We start from the raw sequence: 20,195 nt of genomic DNA on the forward strand, positions 1-20,195 counted from the left end.
AGGAGCGGCAGCGTTACCTTGCCTCTGGTCTGAGCGCCATCGGCGCGCTGCAGCCTTTCCTTGACACGCCGGTCAAGGGCCTGTGGTTCGACAAATGGCCGGCGGACCGGCCGATGCTCGACGAACCAGCGCCGGCAAGCACGTTTTATCACATCGTCTGCGCCATCTATGAGGCCGAGGCGGTGCTGGCAGCAGGGTGAGGAACGTCACTTACCGGGCGAGCGGCATCGCCGCTCGCCGGTTTTGATACCGGTCAAACCTTGGCCGGACGCACCACGCGCCAGTCAGGTCTGCCGAGATTGTGCGGCCAGGCATGAACGTCCTTGTCATTGAAGTAGACGACTTCTTCCAGCTTTGGAAAATCCGCCTGTTTCAGCGTCACGTCGTTCATCCACGGGCGAACGTAGGAATCGCTGCCTTCATAACCCAGTTCTGCGACCCAGACTGGTTTGTCGAAGGTCTCGACGAGTCCGTAGCCCTTGCGCAGCAGATCCGTGAAGGTCTTCGGCGCGCCATATTCGATCTTGTCGTAATCTTCGAGACCGAACACCGACAGACCGACCAGATCGGCGTAATTGTCACCGGGATAATAGGCCCGCAAACCATCCAGACCTTTCGGTGACCACATCACTTTCACACCGGGAACAGCCTTGCGCGTCATATCCACCACGCGCTTATAGGCGGTGATGTAATCACGCGGGTTCCAGCCCGACCACGAGAAGCGGCCGGTCGTGTCTTCCATTTCCTGCCCCCAGCGCAGGATCAGCGGGCTCTTCATGGCCGACATGCGTGCGGCGATCGCCTGCATGTTCTTATCGTAATCGCCACTCAGAACCTTGCGGCGCAACTCGTCTGAAGAGAGGCGCCAGTTGACGTCCCACGACCAGGGTTCGACCGTGATCATCACATTGCGCTTTCGCTCCAGGGCGTAGGCATCCGCAAGTGCGAGACTATCGAGATCCACGTCTTCCCAGGGCAAGAACAGGTGTTCCGTCGCCACCCCGGACTGGCCGGTGAAATCGCCGTGCGGATCATATGCGCCGAAACGTATTCCGTCCGCATGCAATGTCGGTCTTTTGTCGGCAAGCGTCTTCATGCCCGTCGAGGTCATGGGGGCGACCCCTTGCGCGTCGAGCTTGAGCACCGGATACATTCCGGCGGTAAAGGCTGCGGCGGCACCACTCGCGAACAGAAGTGTTCGTCTTGTTATCTGCATGACACCTTACTCCTTACCTTGTTGCCGTCATCGCCTTGTCGTAGGCGGCGATCTGCGGCGTGACATCGTCCTTGCGGACGAGCTTGAGGAATTCATCGCCAGGGCGGGGCGGATTGTGCCGGAACACGTACCATTGCCCGCCCTGTTTGCGCTGGTAGAGCACCTTGCCGATGCGGCCATGGTCGAAGCAGGTATCGGCCTTGCCGCTTCCCGCCTCGGCTTTCCAGGTGGCGCGCATGCACAATGTGCCATTGGCATCGACAGTCCAGCGGCCTTCACCGATGGACTTCTTGCCCTTTTCTTCCGTTGCAGCGATGAATTTACGGCCGTCGGCGATGAAGCGCCCGCCGCCCGTATCCCATTTCCAGGTCTTGTCGAAATACATCTCCACGACCTCGCTGGTTCTGAGCGGCTTCGGCGTCTTCGTGCCGCCTGCAGCATGGACGACGCTTGGCGCGACCACCGCAAGACAGAGTACGAAAGCGGAGAATCCGCATGTGCTTATTGTTGTTTTCATCACAGCCTCCTCCTTCATTGTCCGACCCTATTGTCGGCCAGCATGATCTCTCCGGTTGCCACCGCCGGAGGCGGCGCAACGATTGGTTCTGCCTGCATTTCCTCCGGCCCGCGCAGTCCAGGCAGTGCAATGCGCAGTTTCAGACGCACCGACCTCGCACCTTCCGCGCCCGCACCTGCGACCGTGAACCGTGTTTCGGTAAAACTGACATAGGGTTGTCCATGCGAGAGAGCTTCCAGCCCACCAATCGCATGGGAGCTGAGCTCCGCAGCACTTCCGGCCACCAGCAGCAAGGAACAGGCGGCAGCACTTGCGCCGCCGCGCAGGGCCGGCAGCTTCGGCAAACCGTTTTCCACTGCATGGCGGATGAGCAGGAACACCGACAGGCCCGCATAGATCGCCACATTGATGGCAGCGAAGATAAAGAACCCCTCCGCGCCGTTTTGGCGCGGCGCCAGAACCATGGCAAGAAGGCTGAGTGCCGCGAGGACCGTGTATGGTGCGACTACCCGCAGCGGCAGCGGCGGTTTTGCCTGCGTGCCCTTGGGTGTGATGCGGAAATCGACGAAATCGCCACGGATCGTGTCACGTATGGCCGCCAGCACACCCATAAGCGACCACGGCCAGCGCAGGAACAGGAACACCATGGCCTCCCAGCTGAAGAGCTTCGCATCATGCGGACGGAACGCGCCCGTGGCCCGCCAGAAGAAAGCAAACACGATCATAATCAGCGAAACCGGAAGGAAATGCGCCAGAAACGCCGGATAGGATGCGTTGACCAGCACATGGCCTTTCACCAGCGCCACGGCCGGAAGCACGAACATCAGAGCCATGAAGCCGGAGAACAGCGGATACCAGAGTTGCGAAAACAGGAACTGGAACTTCAGTCGCGCGGGCAGCTTCGGCACGTAATGCCGTGAATACTGCAGCAGAATGGTCATAAGGCTGCGCGACCACTGGAACTCCTGCACGATGAGATCGGCAAAGGTCACCGGCCCGTCGCCATGGGCGATAGCATTGACGGCGTGGACGCCGCGCCAGCCGCCGGCATTCATCAAAAGCGTGGTGGAATGATCTTCGGCAAGCTCCGGCCCGAGGCCGCCCACCTCCCTAAGAGCCTTCGTGCGCACGGCGTAATGCGAGCCGATGCAAAGCGGCGCCCAGCCATTATTGTATCCCAGCTGGAGCGCACCATGCAGGCTTGCTTCAGCATAAAGCCTGCCGCGTGCGGCCCAGCTTTCATTGGCATTGGCGTCGCAAATGCTTGGGGCGGACACATATCCAATCCTCGGATCGGCAAAGGGACGGATTACCTCGCTCAGATAGTCGGGTTCCGGCACGTGATCCGCATCGAACTGGGCGACAAAATCATAACGCTCGTAACCGTAACGGTCGTAAAAATAGGCGAGATTGCCCTCTTTGCAGCGCGTGCGCCGCGGCCAGGTCTTGCGGTGATACTCGGCAATGCCCTGTCGGGTGGAAACGAAAACGCCGTGCGCGCCACACCATTTCAACGTTTCCGCATCCGGGGCTTCATCGGCAAGCCAGACGTCGAACTCCAGACCCTTCTGCTCCAGCATGGCCAGCAGTGTCTTTTCCACTACCGCGAAAGGTTCCGACGGCGCTTTGGTGACCACCATCGCCACCCTGCCCCGCGGCAGAGGCGAGCGCGGGTCAACAACCCTCGCGTTGAGAAATATGAAGATGAAATAGGATGGCAGAAGCGTGATCCACGCCAGCGCCAACGTGACCACGGAGTAGTAGGGCCAGTCGATGACGCGATCTCGATCGAGCCACCAGATCCAGAAATAGGCGAGCGTCACCAGCCAGCCACCGATGCCAAGCAGGTAGGCAAGGCGGTTCCAGCCTGTAAAGATCGGCAGCATCCGCAACACGCCTGCAGCGGCGCGGGGGGATGCGACTGAGGGCGTGGAGCGCATCGTCATGACAGCACCTCCAGTCCAAAACCGGGACCGGCCGTGCGGATGATAGTGTCTATATCGGAGCGTCTGGGCGCAAAGCCGAGCGTCTGCCGTGCGCGTTCTATATCGGCAAAGAGCGCCGGAGGGTCTCCTGCGCGCCGTGCGCCGAAATGAACAGGGACTTCCTGCCCCGTCACGCGATGGATTGCCCGAATGATGTCACCGACCGATGTGCCGTGACCGGAGCCGAGATTGACACGCAACGTCTCGCCGCCATCGGCAAGATAGTTGACCGCGGCAACATGGGCATCGGCCAGGTCACTGACATGGATATAATCGCGAATGCAGGTACCGTCACTGGTATCGTAATCGGCACCGAACACATCGAGTTGCGGCAGCCTTGCAGCAGCGGCCATCAGCGCACGGGGAATCAGATGCGTCTCCGGTTCATGACGTTCGCAAAGCTCGCCATCCGGGTCCGCACCGGCGGCATTGAAATAACGCAGTGCAACGAAACGCAGACCATAGGCGGCGGCATAATCGTCTAGCGCCATCTCGAAGATCAGCTTGGTGCGGCCGTAAGGATTGACCGGCGTCTGTGCCGTCTCCTCAAGGATGGGCAGTTGCGGCGGCACGCCATAGGTGGCGCAACTGGACGAAAACACCAGTCCGCCGATATTCTGGTCAAGACAGGCGTCCAGCAGCGAAAGACTGCCGCCGACATTGTTGCGGTAGTATTTGCGTGGATCCTCGACGGACTCGCCGACATAAGCGTTGGCGGCACAATGAATAACGAAGGCTGGCGAGAATTCCTGGAGCGTGGCTTTCAGGAAACCACGATCCAGAATGTCGCCTTCGATAAAGGGACCCCAGCGGACCGAATCCGCGTGACCGGTCGATAGATTGTCATAAGCTATGGGCTTGAAGCCGGATTGCGCCAGCGCCTTGCAGATGTGGCTGCCTATGAATCCGGCCCCGCCCGTGACGAGGATTGTGCGGGGCATCTCATACGGCCTCCGCCACTTTCCGGCCCGCCAGCAACGCATCGAAATAGACGATCGTTCTTTCAAGGCCGATTTCGAGCGGTACACGCGGCTGCCATTTCAGCAGCTCGTTTGCCCGCGAAATATCCGGACGACGCTGCTGCGGATCATCGATCGCGGCAGGCAGATGGACGATGCGCGAGCGAGAACCTGTCATCCGGATAACAATGTCGGCCAGCTGCCGCACGGGAATTTCTGTGGGATTACCGAGATTGATCGGCCCGGTGCAGTCTTTCGGTTTGGCCGAGAAGCGCAGGAAGCCATCGATCAGGTCATCGACATAGCAGAAAGAACGGGTCTGGCTGCCATCACCGTAAATGGTGATGTCGTCCCCCTTCAGCGCCTGAACGATGAAGTTCGAAACCACACGGCCGTCGTCAGGGCGCATACGCGGCCCGTAAGTGTTGAAAATGCGTCCGACCTTGATATCGACACCGAAAGTGCGGTGATAATCGAAAAACAGCGTTTCCGCGCTGCGTTTCCCTTCATCGTAGCAGGCGCGCGGCCCGATTGTATTTACATTGCCGAAATAGGTTTCCGGTTGCGGATTGACGTGGGGATCGCCATAGACTTCCGAGGTCGAGGACTGCACCACGGTAGCACCGCATCTGCGCGCGACTTCCAGCACATTGACTGCGCCGAGTACATTGGTGAGAAGGGTACCGACGGGATCGCGCTGATAATCAGGCGGCGAAGCCGGAGAGGCAAAGTTGAAGATCAGCGAAACATCGATGTCATAGGGTTTGCGCACATCGTGCTCGACCATCAGAAACCGCTTATTGTTCCGCAAATGCTCCACATTCGCGGTACGGCCGGTCGAAAGATCATCGAGACAGATCACCTCGTGACCGCTGCTCAGCAACCGCTCGCAGAGATGGGAGCCCAGGAAACCGGCGCCACCATTAACGAGTACCCGTTGCCCGGGTTTCCAATCTGAGTAAATGGTAACGCCGTTATCATGTTCGTTGGGAACGAAATTACGCATAACACACACCTCCCCACGGTGAATCAGCACAGCCGATTCAACTAAGTGAATTAAACTCTCCATTTGACGCTATCTGAATATCATCCCTCTATTTTTTCTTCTTCCTGAGGTTTTAATATTCACATCCGATAAATTTCCACTTTCATGATAAGCGCAGGCAAAAACAGGTCAACTTCAATTTATCGAAATATTACAATTGATTACCCAAAATTACTCAAAATAGCCCTTTGATTTAATACTTTTTAACTACGCCTCCATTATGCCTTTCTTATTGAGCATTAGCGCAAGCTTCGCTCAACCAGTCGGGGCTATCCTGGTTTTGTAAGGCTCGGTCCACCGGGAACAAAACCGCCCGGCGAGATGCGACAGACAGTCGATTTCAGGGGACACACATGATGAATGAAATGCCTTATTTCCGTGGCGGCAAAACAGTCCGTCAATGTCGTCTTGCGCTCGTTGCCGGCGCACTTTTGACTTTCACTTTCGCGACCGCTTCATGCTCCGTCGTCGAAGACGCCGTTCTCACAACCGCATCGGCCAGCCCGACTACGATCAAGAGCCGCGTCACGCCGGCGAAGGCGGCCTATGGCTATCAAAAAACCGGCAACGCAGCCGTTACGCTTGTTGCAGATGCTTCGGACACACCGGCAGTTTCGCGACCTTCCTATTCGGGCTCTTCTCCCTATATCTGCTCGCCGAGCGGATTTGGGCAAAAGTCCCGCTGCTTCCTAAGGCCCTGAGCCTCCTGCATAACGTCCGGGCTGCCTCTGGCAGCTCGACGCTCAGTTCTTCCAGCCGGAGAACGTCGCGCCTTCATCCTTGCTGAAGAAACGCGACGCCGCCTCCGTGCGGTTGCGAACGTTCATCTTCTTGTAGATGTTGCGAACGTGGACCTTCACCGTGTTCTCGGACAGATGAAGCCGGTCGGCAATGATTTTGTTCTGCGTACCCTTGCATAACAGGTCGAGGATTTGCACCTCACGCGTCGTCAGCGTCGCCATGTCGCTCCTGCTCTCGGCGAGGGCGTCGGCACGGTTGGCGATGACAGGGCTGTTCCGCACGCTTTTACCACCGACTGCGGTGGGATAGGGCGTAAGCTTGCCTAGAAGGGCCGCCGGGAAATGCTCCCCGCCCTTCATGAGCAGGTCGACCGCCGCCATGAAGACGTCGAGCCGGAGATTAAGCGGCAGCACACCATCGATGATGCGCATTCCCACCAGCCGCTTCAGTGGCTCTTCAATTTTGTCGATCGTTTCCACGACGAGCGCAATCGGCGCTTCAGGATGTTTTTCACGGATCGCCGACAATACACTATTAAGCCGCTCACCCGCCAGGCGATAGGGCAATACGAGCCGGACGTCGGCGCCGTAATCATCATCAATCGTTGCCGACGATGTCACGCTTACCACGGAGAATGTAGGGAACTTTTTGCCCAACGCCTCCATGAGGCACTCGGAAAACAGGTCCGGATCCGCTACGATCAACAAAGTTCCATTTATATGTGTAACGGCGTTTTTTTGTTTTGCCGCATAATCTGACGTTCCCATGAACATTGACGCCTCCCTCAAGCGCTTACGCATTACTTTCTTTTGGTTGCGCAGTCTGTCATCCGCCCGGCGACCCACCCCTTAAAACTTGGAGGCGATTCTCCGCTTCATGTCATGTCAACTATTATTAATCACCCGTTAATTCGTAAACGCTAATACGAAAAGCTGCGTAAATAAATGGCCCAAACGGGTTATTTTTTACAATTGACATACAAAATAGGTTAAGCCGGATCAGAATCAGTGATCCCGGAACCTGCGTAAAAACAAATATATCGGAAAAGCTTTCGTGCTGGTTTTGCGTTCCGACGAAATGTAACTTCCAGTTGATATCCCTCGACATAGCTCGCCTGCTGCACATGCCAAAGCCTGTGCCTTTTCGGGATGGGGACCTCTCTCCACCGAAATAAACCATGTTTCACGAAACAGCCGCTCTGCCCTGCCGAAGCGGCGTTTTTTTCGAGAATGAACCGGCGAACGATGCGCAGGACAACCGCTTGCGACGTATATATCCGGGTGGAACGCCGATAGGTTTAGCCCAAATTGATATCTAGGAAGCGCAATTTTTCTGCGGCACAGTCTAACCGTCGCTGAACGGCGGCTGATGGAAAGACACTCCCGGCCTTGACGTGTGTTTGAGAGCGCCGGACCCTTTTCAAGAAAACATGCAAGCGAAAAGACGAAGCCACCGCGCTACCCTGCGGGAGCGAGGAACGGATTTGTGCGCCCTTTTTTATCGAGTAGCGCACAAGGGCTAAACAAAAAGAGCCCGTCCACGGGCCAATACCGAACCGCAGATGATGCGTAACCGAGTCCATCTGCAAAACATCAATCTTCATGCTATCCGGAGCAAGCGCGAAAAAATCCCGTTTGAGATGAGAGGGATTTCGAAAGCTGCTCCGAGCTTTTTCGGAGGAAATCGAAATGGGTTATGATCATAAATCCGCTGGCAGCGACGACGATATCACCAAGATCGGCGCGCTTTCCGATGGTTTTGCCAACACGTCTACCAATGACGCCAAGGTGGAAGACAGCAACGTCGGCACCGCGAACGGTGAAAACCGCAACAACGACAATAGCGACAACAGCACCAATGTGGATGTTGATGCCAAGATCGATGTTGCAGTCGGCAATGGTGACAATCGCGATAACGACTATGACTGGAGCTATGACAGCAAGTCGTACAGCGATAACGACACGACGACCAAGACGAGCACCGAAACCAGCACCGAAATCAAGACCGATTACGACTGGAGCTATGAAAGCAAGTCGTACAGCGACAACGACACCAACGTGAAGACGATTACGGATACGGACAACAAGACGTTCTCCTATTCCGACAACGACACCTCCACCAAGGTCTCGACAACCACCGACAGCTTCAACTCCTCGGACAGTTTCTACAAGTCGGATGACGACTTCGGCAACATCACGGGCGTCAAGGATGTCGGCAATCTCGGCATCGCCGGCGGAGACCTCACCTTCAATCTGGGTGACGACTTCTCCTTTACCCTGGATGTCGACAGCATCCTCAACGACTCGCTCAACGGTGACGGCAACGACACGGGCTTCAGCCTCGTGCAGGCCAACCACCTGGCGGATCAGGATGAGGCGTACGACATCAAGATGCAGAACGGTGGCGCCGAAAACCACCTGAGCGCCAATGCAGGCGACGCCTATGGCGCAGAAGGCATCGACGGCAAGGGATGGGATCTCAAGGCCGGCGACGACGCAGCAGGCACCAGCACGGCCGACGCATCGGCAATCCTTGCAAATTCCGGCTTCCATCTGGAGCTGGTGCAGGGCGCCAACATGCTCTCCAATGCCGTTGACGTCACGGTCACAGGGGGCAACTCCAGTGTCTCGGACGTCGGTGAGGATCACTCCTGACAACCATCTCTTGACGAAAAGAGCTGCACCGGCGTCCGCCGGTGCAGTTTGCGGTTCATGGACAGGCCTGGCGACAGAGAAGCACCGCTTCCAAGACGTGTGCCGCCCGCCATCTGTGACGTGCCGCAATGATCGGGGAGGGACCTCCAATGCATATTGACAAGATTTCAGACATGATCGCGCATTTCATCGGCCTGTTCGACACGATGGCCGAAGAAGCACGTCTGCGAAACAACTATAGTGAAGGCCCCGCACGTTCCGGGCCTGAGCAACTGCCGGAAGAGGAAGCAGCAAGGCTGCTCGACAAGAACTATGACGTTGCACTTCAGGACTACGATCCTGGCGTCAAGTACCATGCCGGCTATTACGACTTCGATTATCTCCCGCCGCATTTCGCACGCACGGTCGAACATGACATGCAGCAGTTTGCGAATTCGATACCGGTCGATATTTCCGCTGCGAATTTCCGCTTTCCAGGTCGCCTTTCCTTCGAGGACGAACGTGAGCTGGTAATTCATACCGGCCCAGGCTCGGTTGTCGCCCATATCGCGCAGGTGAATATTCTTCAGGACGATGATTATCTGAATATGACGGACGGCCCCAACGTGGCCCGCGACACCAGCTTCGTCACTGAACGTACAGTCGAATTCTACAACGAAGCGTCCGTCTTCACCCCTTTTTCCGGTTTCCAGCGCACCGACAGCTATGATGCGCTGCAGGCTCTCGCCAAGACCGCGCATGATTATATCGAGCACGCCCGAGACAACGACGTTACCTCACTCGGGACCGGCGCAGATCAGGATTTCGTCCTGGCCGGCAACGACATCAATGGTCTTTATATCAATGGCGTTGCCGCCGCTGAGAAGCCGGCGCTGGACGACTACATGCCGGATCGCGGCATTGCCAAGCCTCCGGAAGAACCGGAACGAAGTGACGTTGCGCTGCATGAAGAAAGTCCCGCCGGCAACAGTCTCGATGTGGCCGCAGGCGCCAATGTCGTCGCCAACGTCGCCACATTGGTCAACACCGCCGTCATGACCTCCGTCACCGCCGTAATGGGTGACTACCACCAGATCGATGCGATCACCCAGGCCTATATATATAGCGACAGGGACGAAATCGCTTCCGTTTTCACCCGTTCCGAGGATCAGGCCGACACGGCCGCCTACAACATCGCCAATTTCGAACGCAGCATTTTCCCCGGCGCGGAAAATACGGCGACGGAGAGCCCTGAAACCGGCGAAATGCCGATTTTCCCCACCGCGTGGCGCGTCAGCGTATTGGAGGGTGACGTTTCCTTCGTGCATTGGATCGAACAATACCAGTTCGTCAGCGACAACGACACGATGATGATCACGACATCCGGTGCGAGCGTCAGTCTTTTGACAGGGGGAAATGCCGCACTCAATATTGCGAATTTCCTCGGCATCGGAATGCAGTATGACCTCATCATCGTTGGCGGCAATGTGCTGGACATGAACCTCATCAGCCAGATCGCCGTGCTTTACGACAATGACTGGGCCCGCGCCAATCCCGATGCACCGGGAGGCGCCACTATTCAATCCGGCAACAATCTCCTTTGGAATGATGCCTCCATCTATAACGTCGGGTCCAACGACCGCTTCGAAACGATGCCCGACTACATGGCGCAGACGGTGTCCGCGATCAATGAGCGCGATCCGAACATGCCGGATGCACTTGCGCATGACAGCAATTTTGCCGGCTATCAGGGACTGAACGTGCTCTACATCACCGGCAATCTCTACGATGTCAGCATCATCAAGCAGGTGAGTGTGCTCGGCGATTCCGACGACGTTACCCAGGCCGCTGCCAAGGTGCTCGAAAACAACGAGAATACCGACGTCCATATCGATACCGGCAGCAATGCCGTCATCAATCTCGCGCAGATCATTGATTACGACAGCTTCGGTTCCACCACCTATGTTGCCGGCGGCGTTTATTCCGACGCCATTCTGATACAGGGCGGCATCATCGAAAACGATACGTCGCAGCCGGCGCAACCGGGCCAACTTGCCAACGAGGTCATCGCCTTTCTTCACGACGATCCCGCCACCATCGAAAACGAATCCGACGGCGTCATCAATGCCGGGCACGACCTGTCGTGGTCCAATGCTCACTCATCCGACGTCATGCAAGCGGTCACCGCGTAGGTTTTGCCGGCGGTAGTTCCGCCTGCGTAACCGCAAAAGCCGCAAGATCACCGAGGGGACCGATAAAAATGGATCATATTTCAAGAAGAACGATTGCGGATGGACGCTCGCTGGATTTACCGCTGGATCAGGACGCGGAAGACAGCAAGCTGACAGACGCCTGTATCTCAGCCATCAATGAAGCCGTAGAGAACCTTCGCCAGTTGTCGGGTGCGGAACAGATCGCTAGGGCAACCCCGCCCTCTCCGGAGGTGGCCCCACCGCCCTCGCCTACGACTCCGCAATCCGGCACATTGCGGGATATGCCAGCGGGAAACCCCGCACCACAGCAGGAGCCACACCCCGCGTCGCGACCTGCCCCCAAAGCCAAGATCGACAATGCAGAACTGAAGAGCGCGCCCGACCTCCCCTTCGTCAAGACTATCGACAACAATGACGGTCCGATCCGTGAAACCGAACGCCGCCCGGCGACGGGCGGTGGCGGCGATGGCAAGGAGCCAACGGGCAGTGGCGGCGGTGGCGGCGGCGGTGGCAGCAGCCAGAGCGGCTTTCATAAACGCAGCGAACCCATCAATTTCGCTGCAAGCCTTGCCAAGGGTATCGCCGCGGTACGCCGCAACATGATTGTGGTGATGCTGTTCACCGTCGCCATCAACGTCCTGCTTCTCGCCATACCCCTTTATCTGTTTCAGATTTCGGACCGCGTGCTGACGAGCCGCTCGATGGATACGCTCGTGATGCTGACGGTCGCGGTTCTCGGAGCGGTACTGCTGCAGGCTTTCATGGATGCCATCCGCCGCTTCATCCTGATGCGTACCGCTGTGGAGCTCGAGGTCCAGCTCGGCGCTCCCATCCTGTCTGCCGCCGCACGAGCCTCCCTGCATGGCAGCGGCAAGGATTACCAGATATTGCAGGATTTACAGCAATTGCGCTCATTCCTCACCTCGGGAACCCTTATCGCTTTTCTCGATGCGCCGCTGATGCCGCTCTTCATCGTGGTGGTTTATCTGGTCCATCCGCATCTCGGTATTATCATCATGGTCTGCTGCGCCGTGCTGTTCACCATCGCCTGGCTGAACCAGCGCTTCACCGCACGGCAATTCTCCGAAGCCTCGGGTTATCTGAGCCGCGCCAATTTCCATCTCGATTCCATGTCGCGCAATTCGCAGATCATCAACGCGCTCGCCATGATCCCCGAAGCGGTAAAAATGTGGGGCCGCGAAACGGCGGGCTCGCTGAAATCGCATGTGGCCGCACAGGATCGAAACATCATGTTCTCTGGCGTGTCCAAGGCCGCGCGTATGATCACACAGGTTGCGCTTCTCGGCTGGGGCGCGCATCTTTCGCTCTCCGGCGAGCTGACAGGCGGGATGGTGATTGCGGCCTCCATCGTCTCGGGCCGTGCGCTCGCGCCCATTGAAGGAGCGATCGAGGGCTGGCACCAGTTCAACAAATCGGCCGCCTCCTATGGCCGCATCAAGCAGCTCCTCATCAGCTCACCGCTCAATTTCCCGCGCCTGCGCCTTCCCAATCCGGAAGGACGCCTGGATGTTGAGCGCATTCTCTTCGTACCGCCGCCGCAGAAGAAAGTGATCCTGAACGGTATCTCTTTTTCGCTGAAAAAGGGCGAATCGCTTGCCATCATCGGCAATTCCGGCTCTGGCAAAACGACGCTCGGCAAAATGCTGGTCGGCTCCATCCTGCCTACATCGGGCAATGTCCGCCTCGATCTCATGGATCTGCGCAACTGGGACCAGCGGCAGTTCGGGGAAAGTATTGGTTATCTGCCACAGGACGTGCAGTTGTTCCCGGGCACCATCAAAGCCAATATCTGCCGCATGCGCGACGATATAGAGGACAGGCAAATCTATGAGGCCGCAGTGCTGGCCGACGTTCACGAGTTGATTGCCGGTTTCCCGCAGGGTTATGAAACCGTGGTCGCCGCCGATGGCGCACCGCTTTCCGGCGGGCAGAAACAGCGCATCGCACTTGCTCGGGCCTTCTTCGGCGACCCAAAATTCGTGGTGCTGGACGAACCGAACTCAAACCTCGACACCCAGGGTGAGCAGGCCCTGGCCAAGGCGCTGCTGCACGCCAAAAGACAGGGCATCACCACTGTCACAATCACCCAGCGGCCCGCGCTTCTGCAATGCGTCGACAAGATCATGGTGCTGAAAGACGGGTCGGTCGCCATGTTCGGCGAAAGGATGGACGTGCTGAAAGCGCTCTCCGGCAATGGCCGCCAGGCCAGCCAGTCCCCGCAGATCGAGGGTTGAGGATCGTCATGTTCAGGAAAAAGAACGCCATTGCCGAAGTCAAACCACAGGGTCAGCTGGAATGGTACAGCGAGGTACCGCGCTCAATCCGCCTGCACAGCTCGATCGGTCTTGCCGTGCTGCTCGCCTCCTTCGGCGGGTTCGGCTACTGGGCTGGCACCGCGCCGCTCTCCTCCGCCATCATCGCCCAGGGCAGCTTCGTTGCCACCGGCAATAACAAGGTCGTGCAGCATCTGGAAGGTGGCATCATCAAGGAGATGATGGTCAGCGAAGGCGACACGGTCAAGGTAGGCGACGTGCTGCTCACACTCGACAAGACGACGGCGCTCGCCAACGAACGCATGTTGCAGCTGCGGCGGCTTCGGCTTGAGACCATCGTCACGCGCCTGCGCGCCGAAGCGCAGGGCGCAAAGAGCTTCAAGGTGCCCGACATCGTCATGAAGGAAGCCGGCGATCCGGATATCAACGCCATCATCCAGAGCCAGAACATCGTGTTCCATAGCAAACTCATCAAGCTCGAAGAGCAGTTGAATCTGATCGAGAAGAACATCAGGTCGCTGGAGTTTCGTTATGCGGGTTATGACGGGCAAAAGCAGTCCTTCGACCGGCAACTCGCGCTTCTCACGCAGGAACGCGATTCCAAGGAGAGGCTCGCCAAGGATGGTGTCATCCGCAAGACCGACATGCTGGCGCTGGAGCGCGCCATTGCCGATGCGATGGGGGACATTGCCCGTCTCAGCGGCGAAATGAACCAGAGCGAAGCGGAGATCGCCAAATTCAAGCAGGAAGCGATCATTGCGGTCAACGCCAACAAGCAGGCGGCGCTTGACGCGCTGGAGACGGCGGAGTCCGATCTTGACAGCGTGCGCGAACAGGTCCGTGGGGCCGCCGAAGTGCTGGAGCGCACCGTCATCCGCTCCCCCGTCAACGGAACTGTCGTGCGCGCTTATTATCACACGCCCGGGGGCGTCATAACGACAGGCAAGCCGATCATGGAAATCCTGCCGGCCCATGTTCCGCTGATCCTCGAGGCGCAGGTGCTCAGAACCTCGATTGACCAACTGCACGAGGGGCAGACGGCGGCGATCCGTCTTTCGGCGCTCAACCGCCGCACCACGCCGGTCCTGAACGGCAAGGTTTTTTACGTTTCCGCCGACAGCATCGAGGAGAACGCCGGTCTGCAGGTCAAGGATGTTTATATCGTGCGCGTGCAGGTGCCCGATGAGGAAATCGCCAAGGTCCATAATTTCCGCCCCGTGCCGGGCATGCCTGCCGACGTCTTGATCCAGACTTCGGAGCGTACTTTCTTCGAATATCTGACCAAGCCGATCGCTGACAGCATGTCCCGTGCTTTCAAGGAAAGATGAAGAAATCAGTAACCTACCCTGTCTTTTCCGCGACAGTCGGCATATGATGTCGAAGGATGTTTTGTCGGGGCGGGAGAAGCGTCATGGCGGCGATGTCGGATGTATTGCTGCTGGTCGGCAGGCTGAACTATGTGTGGACCAACACCGAGAGCCTGATGATCTATCTGATCGTCCACCTTTTGAAAGTGGACAAGGAGGCTGCCATCGTCGTGTTCCTCACCCTCAACACCACGCGGGCGCGCATGGATCTCATCGAACGCCTGGCAAAGCTTCCCTCCACCGACGCGAAGGACCGGAAGACTGTCCTCTCCATCATGGCGCGGCTGAAGAGGGAAGCGAAGACGCGCAACAAATACAATCACTGCATCTATTCTTTTGACGAAAAGGGCGATATCGCCAGCACTCAGCTGATGCGTCTGGTGGAAGATGACAGCCAGGTCCGCTACGGCAAGGTCGAGCGCATGGACGAAAAGGAAATCGGCCAGCTCGAAAAATCAATCGCCGACATTGTCGAGGTCAGCAAGGACATGTGGAGCTTCATTCACGCCAGTCCACATGTCTCGGCGGATTATCTCTAGGGTCTGGTCTGCAGTCTCATGCCGATAGCGGGGTGAGTCTCACCGTTCCGCGCCGCCTTTACCGGAAGGCAAAGTTTTCCGGCCGCGAAATAAAGCAGGAACGAACCGATCTGATAGGGGAAGATGATGTCAATCTCCACGAAGGATCGCACCACGAACAGCGCGCAAATCGCAAAAAGGATAACGCCCTGCGGGTCGCTTCGACGCATCAGCACCGATCTCAGATGTCCCAGCAGCGTGCCGTAAAGCACCATGCCCAGCAGGATCATGCCGACAAAGCCGTTTTCCACCACTGTCTCGATATAGGTATTGTGGAAATGGAAGCCGCTGCGGCCGGTGATGAAGAAGTCGTTCCACAACCGTTCGGCATCGGCAAAACCCGCGACCCAGAATCCCTGGTAGCCGACCCCCAGGATCGGAGCCTGCTTTGCAGCCTCTATGCCCTGCTGCCAGAGATAGGTTCGGCCGGTCAGCGTCGAATCCTTGCCGAAGATACCGAGAATGGCATCTAACAGACCGAACTGTAGCGCAGCCACCGCAAGCAGCGCGCCGAGACCGCCGAGAGCAAAAAACATCATTTTACGGTTTGCGGGCGAAAGCATCCCGATCGGGATAAAACCGATGATGAGGGCGACAACGGCCGCGGTGGTGATGGCGGAGGTGGCAGATTGCGATGCGACGAGGCTATAGGCAGACAAGAGTCCCGTCACGCCTGCAATCGGCAGCCAGATGCCCCTTTGCTTGAGTACCAGCACAGACGAGGCAGCAAAAATGACGCCCAGCGACGCGTAGAAACCGAGCTGGTTTTTGGATGAGAAGGCACCGACGAAACTGTAGGTCCCATCAAGCGCGTCAAAAAGATAGATGCCGAACAGGAGCGAATAGAGCAGGACGACGCCTATGCCAATCAGAGCGCCCCGCGTCAGCGTCCGGATGGAAATCACGCGCATGGCAACCAGCGCGCAAACGATATGGGTCATGTATTGGATGGAGGCGCGCATGGTTACAGATACGGCTTCCGACCAGAAGCTGGACAGGACGGTAAGAATGCCGAAGCCGAAAATCCACAGGTAACGCGGATAATTGCCGAGCACGCGCCGGTAGTCGACCACCACCAGCGGCAACCACATGCCATAATAGGCCAGAACCGAGATTTGCCCGAAACGCGACGAATAGGCGAAAACGAAGAATGACAGCGCAACGGCCGTCATCCCATAAATCTCATTGCGTTCGGGATCGATCAGCGCCGATTTGGCGATCCGCATTGAAACCTCACTGCATCAGGATTTCGGAAGAGACCTTGATGACGTCGCCGGGCTGAAGCAAGGCATTTTCATCGACCTTCAGCTCCTTCGGCTTGCCGTTTTCCTCACGCACCACGACATAGCTGATCGTCGCGGACTTACCCGATGGATCGAAGCGGATCGCCTCGGCCGATTGCGCCAGTGCCTCCGACATCAATTCGCGGCTCGTGGTCAGCTGCAGATTGAGCTTGTCGAGTTCCGCTTCCGTGTCCTGCAACTCCTTGGAGCGCTGCGCCACCCAGTCGTTGCGCAGGTTGATCTCGTCCTGGGTTGCCTTGTTGATATCCTGTTTGGCGCGCAGCGACTGCGTGTCGATATCGAGGAGGGTGGATTCCACCTCGGCCGCACGTTCTTCTGCCGAAATGCGCCGCTGCGACAAGGCAAGGCCTTGCTCGTTCAGCCTGTTGACGCGGTCGCGGTCTTCATTGGCGAGTTGAAGCTGCCGGTTTTGCGTTTCCGACTTTTTCTTCAGGGATTCGACTTCGCTCTGCAAAAGCGCGTGCAAGTCCGTCAGCGCCTTGAGCTGAAGTGTATAACGCTCGGTCCGCGATTTCATCAGCGCGCTTTCGCTGGCGAGAAGCGTGTCGATCTCGGCGATCTTTTCCATCTCCGGCGTCTTGGTAATCGTCTGATCGCCCTTTACCTCGGCGATCAACCGCGCCTGGCGGGCAAGCAGCCTTGCCCGCTGGTTATCATAAACGGCGGCATCACCACGTGCATTGATGAAGTCGCGGGCAAAACGCTGTCCGGCGTCGGACCTCCGCAAGCCGCCTGCAAGACTGACAGCCTTCAGCACGGTGATGTTAGGGGCATAGGGATATTCACCCGGTGTCTGCACATCGCCACTCAGAAAGATCGGCCGGAACTGGGCGATCTCTACGGAGGCCGAAGGCAGGTTGCGGAGGGCGAACTTGCTCTGAAGCTGAGCGCCGATCTGGTCGCTCACCTCGGAAGGAGTCTTGCCTGCGACGTCGAGCTGACCGATGAAGGGCAAGGACAGCGTACCGGATGGCCCGACGGAATAGTCGCCGTTGATGACGTCCCAGTTGCGGATGCTGCCGTCGGCCGGTTGCCATTCGGCAACGCGGATACGCAGCTTGTCCGCGGTACCGAGCTTATATTGAACGCCATCCGCAGCCATTGTGGAAAGCGGCGCGGAAAAAGCGACGGTAGCAGCAAGAACGAGGGCCACAAACGGGCGGTGGGCGGCGGAAAAGCCGTTCATCGGGAAACTCCCTGTTAGCGGATCGCCATACAGGCGATCAGGCCGTCGCGCGACCGGCAAGGCGGCGCCGCAAGAAGCGGCCGGTATGATTAGCACCAATGACGCACCCGAAGACCGGACTTGGGATCCCGGTCGGGGTGCGTGTCGAAGCGAAGATCGATATAGCCGAACTCAATATCGGTTTTCAGTAGCTTCCGCGTGACAGGCACACGGCGGGAATGGTCTTGACGATGATGAAGACATCCTGCCGCATCGACCAGTTCTGGACATATTGTGTGTCGAAGGCAACGCGGGTCTTGTAAGACACGTCGTTACGGCCGCTGATTTGCCACAGGCCGGTCAGACCCGGGCGGGTGCTGAGATAATAGGCGGCAGCGCTTTCATAGTAGCTCAGCTCCTCGTCCACGACGGGACGCGGGCCAACCACACTCATTTCACCACGAAGGATGTTAATGAGCTGCGGCAGTTCATCAAGGGAGAGCTTGCGCAGCACGGCGCCAACGGCCGTAACACGCGGATCGTTCTTGAGCTTGCGGGTAGCCCGCCATTCCTCGGCGGCTTCCGGATTGGCGGCAAGATATTGCCGCAGGATCTCATCGCCGTTCATCGCCATCGTCCTGAATTTCAGGCAATGGAAATAGCGGCCATTATGTCCCACACGACGGTGACCATAAAAGATCGGACCGGGGTCGGACATCTTCACCAGAACGGCGATCAGCAGGAATATCGGGCTGAAGATGAGCAGCGCAAGAGCAGCCGATGTCATATCGAAGCTGCGTTTTGCGATGCCCCCGATAGGGAAACTGACATCGAAATCTTCGGAGCTGCTGAGTGTCTGTTCAGCCGATTGGGTCGCGGACTTCATAGAGAGAACTCCATTTATGTTTTGCGATTGGTCGGTGCCCGGAGGCGCGTCTTTCCGTCTAAAGGAGATAACAAGTCTGTGTTCGGAATTTGATGCTAATGGATTTTTTGTAAGGCACATTGCCCATAACCGTCTATGCGATTTCTTGCGTGAGCGGCCGATCAACGTCCGGGCAATATTAACGGTTGCACAAAAAAGCAACAAATGTGCTGGAGGCCATGTCTTGAGAGCATGGGTGACGCCGTCGCATGTATTGGTTTTTGCGGGAGCTATAGCCTTTTCTTATGTGTTTCTTATAACTTGGCGAGATGAGACAGGAACGTTAAGAACAGCGCGTCATATGACAGACTATTAAATTTTTTTGCGGCGCAGCAAGATTGTGGCAATGCATATAAAATTTGACATATCGGCTGGGATTTTTTTACCCCCTACCTGCACCTCGCCAAGAAAAAGCGATGGAAAAATCGCTAAAAGGCGGCAAAGGCGGCAAAAGAGTGGCGATAAACTGCATTATTGTCATGGCAGCTACGCAAAAAGCGCATAGCTAACGGCCACTTTTTTTGAACGCAGCCCTGCGCGCCTTTCCTGAAGGTGGTTCCAGGCCCCAGTTTGGGGGAATCAGAAGGTTGGCGGTGTGCAGGCGCTGATGACCTCACAGGCCACCGGTCCGACGCAGCGGAAGCGATGTGGCCTTCGGCTTTCGAAATAATAGGCATCACCCGGGCCGAGCACCCGCCTCTCCTCGTCCACCGTTACTTCCAGTCGCCCTGAAAGGATAATGCCGCCTTCTTCGCCATCATGGACCAAGGGCACCTTGCCGGTATCGGCGCCGGGCTGGTAGCACTCTTTCAGTATCTGCAGGCTGCGGCCGAAGACATTCTCGCCCACCTGGCGAAACGAGATCGGGCCCTTGCCAATTTCAACCAGCTCGTCCGCCCGGTAAAAAGCCTTACGGCTCGTCTCCGGCTCAAAGGCGAAAAATTCGGCCAACCCTATCGGTATGCCATCGAGAATGCGTTTCAGCGCGCCCACGGAGGGGTTCGAGGTGTTCGATTCGATCAGGGAAATCGTAGAATTAGTGACACCAGCACGCCTTGCCAGTTCCCGTTGGGAAATATTGTGACGCAGCCGCAGATGGCGCAAACGTCCCCCTATATCCACCGACATCCGTCGCCCCCGTTGCCGTTGTTCGAAATATCGAAAACCCGTCTTCACGCCTACAGTATTTTCAATCACTTCGCCACATGGAGAAAAGGGCTTGTTCGGTGAAGAAAATAGCTTTCAATCGTCGG

The 20,195-nt window shown here is 57.3% G+C and carries 17 protein-coding genes; 7 read left to right on the forward strand and 10 right to left on the reverse strand.

The window, feature by feature from the left end:
- Nucleotides 1–200 (forward strand): AGE family epimerase/isomerase (locus WA845_RS14015; protein ID WP_337322428.1); only part of this gene is annotated, 200 nt, incomplete at its 5' end.
- 53 nt (nt 201–253) lie between these two features.
- Here the strand turns inward: WA845_RS14015 and WA845_RS14020 are convergent.
- From WA845_RS14020 to WA845_RS14040, 5 genes are read right to left on the reverse strand one after another with little or no spacing between them, the layout of a single operon-like run.
- Nucleotides 254–1,216, reverse strand: a complete 963-nt coding sequence (locus WA845_RS14020) for a glycoside hydrolase family 26 protein (RefSeq protein WP_004438632.1) — start codon at nt 1,214–1,216, stop codon at nt 254–256.
- A 13-nt stretch (nt 1,217–1,229) separates the two neighbouring features.
- Nucleotides 1,230–1,733 (reverse strand): DUF995 domain-containing protein, encoded by a 504-nt coding sequence (locus WA845_RS14025; RefSeq protein WP_034498547.1) that lies wholly within the window; start codon nt 1,731–1,733, stop codon nt 1,230–1,232.
- A gap of 14 nt (nt 1,734–1,747) precedes the next feature.
- Entirely contained in the window at nt 1,748–3,679 is a 1,932-nt protein-coding gene (locus WA845_RS14030) for a glycosyltransferase family 2 protein (RefSeq protein WP_045535105.1), read from the reverse strand.
- Entirely contained in the window at nt 3,676–4,659 is a 984-nt protein-coding gene (galE, locus tag WA845_RS14035; RefSeq protein WP_337322429.1) for a UDP-glucose 4-epimerase GalE, read from the reverse strand. Before galE ends, WA845_RS14030 begins: the two co-directional genes overlap by 4 nt.
- Before the next feature lies 1 nt (nt 4,660).
- Complete coding sequence (locus WA845_RS14040; RefSeq protein ID WP_006698573.1) at nt 4,661–5,683, reverse strand: UDP-glucuronic acid decarboxylase family protein; 1,023 nt, start codon at nt 5,681–5,683, stop codon at nt 4,661–4,663.
- A 392-nt stretch (nt 5,684–6,075) separates the two neighbouring features.
- Here WA845_RS14040 and WA845_RS14045 point away from each other — a divergent pair, with 392 nt between their 5' ends.
- Nucleotides 6,076–6,423 (forward strand): hypothetical protein, encoded by a 348-nt coding sequence (locus WA845_RS14045; RefSeq protein ID WP_006698574.1) that lies wholly within the window; start codon nt 6,076–6,078, stop codon nt 6,421–6,423.
- 42 nt (nt 6,424–6,465) lie between these two features.
- On the opposite strand, the gene WA845_RS14050 is transcribed toward WA845_RS14045, so the two are convergent.
- A complete protein-coding gene (locus WA845_RS14050; protein WP_022563657.1) occupies nt 6,466–7,236 on the reverse strand; it encodes a helix-turn-helix domain-containing protein in 771 nt (256 codons plus the stop codon).
- Nucleotides 7,237–8,151: 915 nt separating this feature from the next.
- Between WA845_RS14050 and WA845_RS14055 the strand changes: the two genes are divergently transcribed.
- From WA845_RS14055 to WA845_RS14075, 5 genes are all read left to right on the forward strand, one after another.
- Entirely contained in the window at nt 8,152–9,117 is a 966-nt protein-coding gene (locus WA845_RS14055; RefSeq protein WP_006698576.1) for a hypothetical protein, read from the forward strand.
- A 149-nt stretch (nt 9,118–9,266) separates the two neighbouring features.
- Nucleotides 9,267–11,288, forward strand: coding sequence for a hypothetical protein (locus WA845_RS14060; RefSeq protein WP_174151593.1), 2,022 nt, complete (start codon nt 9,267–9,269; stop codon nt 11,286–11,288).
- Nucleotides 11,289–11,356: 68 nt separating this feature from the next.
- The gene (locus WA845_RS14065; RefSeq protein ID WP_174151594.1) at nt 11,357–13,564 is read left to right on the forward strand and encodes a type I secretion system permease/ATPase; all 2,208 of its coding nucleotides are present in this window, start codon (nt 11,357–11,359) and stop codon (nt 13,562–13,564) included.
- 8 nt (nt 13,565–13,572) lie between these two features.
- On the forward strand, nt 13,573–14,931 hold the full coding sequence (locus WA845_RS14070; RefSeq protein ID WP_004438597.1) for an HlyD family type I secretion periplasmic adaptor subunit: 1,359 nt from the start codon (nt 13,573–13,575) through the stop codon (nt 14,929–14,931).
- Between the two features lie 83 nt (nt 14,932–15,014).
- Entirely contained in the window at nt 15,015–15,509 is a 495-nt protein-coding gene (locus WA845_RS14075) for a hypothetical protein (protein ID WP_004438593.1), read from the forward strand.
- Here WA845_RS14075 and WA845_RS14080 read toward each other — a convergent pair.
- The 4 genes from WA845_RS14080 to WA845_RS14095 form a co-directional block, all read right to left on the reverse strand.
- On the reverse strand, nt 15,506–16,774 hold the full coding sequence (locus WA845_RS14080; RefSeq protein ID WP_113344059.1) for an O-antigen ligase family protein: 1,269 nt from the start codon (nt 16,772–16,774) through the stop codon (nt 15,506–15,508). The genes WA845_RS14075 and WA845_RS14080 overlap by 4 nt on opposite strands.
- A 7-nt stretch (nt 16,775–16,781) precedes the next feature.
- Nucleotides 16,782–18,038 (reverse strand): polysaccharide biosynthesis/export family protein, encoded by a 1,257-nt coding sequence (locus WA845_RS14085; RefSeq protein WP_113731676.1) that lies wholly within the window; start codon nt 18,036–18,038, stop codon nt 16,782–16,784.
- Between the two features lie 184 nt (nt 18,039–18,222).
- The gene (locus tag WA845_RS14090) at nt 18,223–18,903 is read right to left on the reverse strand and encodes a sugar transferase (protein WP_004438583.1); all 681 of its coding nucleotides are present in this window, start codon (nt 18,901–18,903) and stop codon (nt 18,223–18,225) included.
- 618 nt (nt 18,904–19,521) lie between these two features.
- Nucleotides 19,522–20,070 (reverse strand): cupin domain-containing protein, encoded by a 549-nt coding sequence (locus tag WA845_RS14095; protein WP_004438580.1) that lies wholly within the window; start codon nt 20,068–20,070, stop codon nt 19,522–19,524.
- Nucleotides 20,071–20,195 lie beyond the last annotated feature (125 nt).

This window comes from Agrobacterium sp. CMT1 (assembly GCF_037203725.1).
Taxonomy (GTDB): Bacteria; Pseudomonadota; Alphaproteobacteria; order Rhizobiales; family Rhizobiaceae; genus Agrobacterium; species Agrobacterium pusense.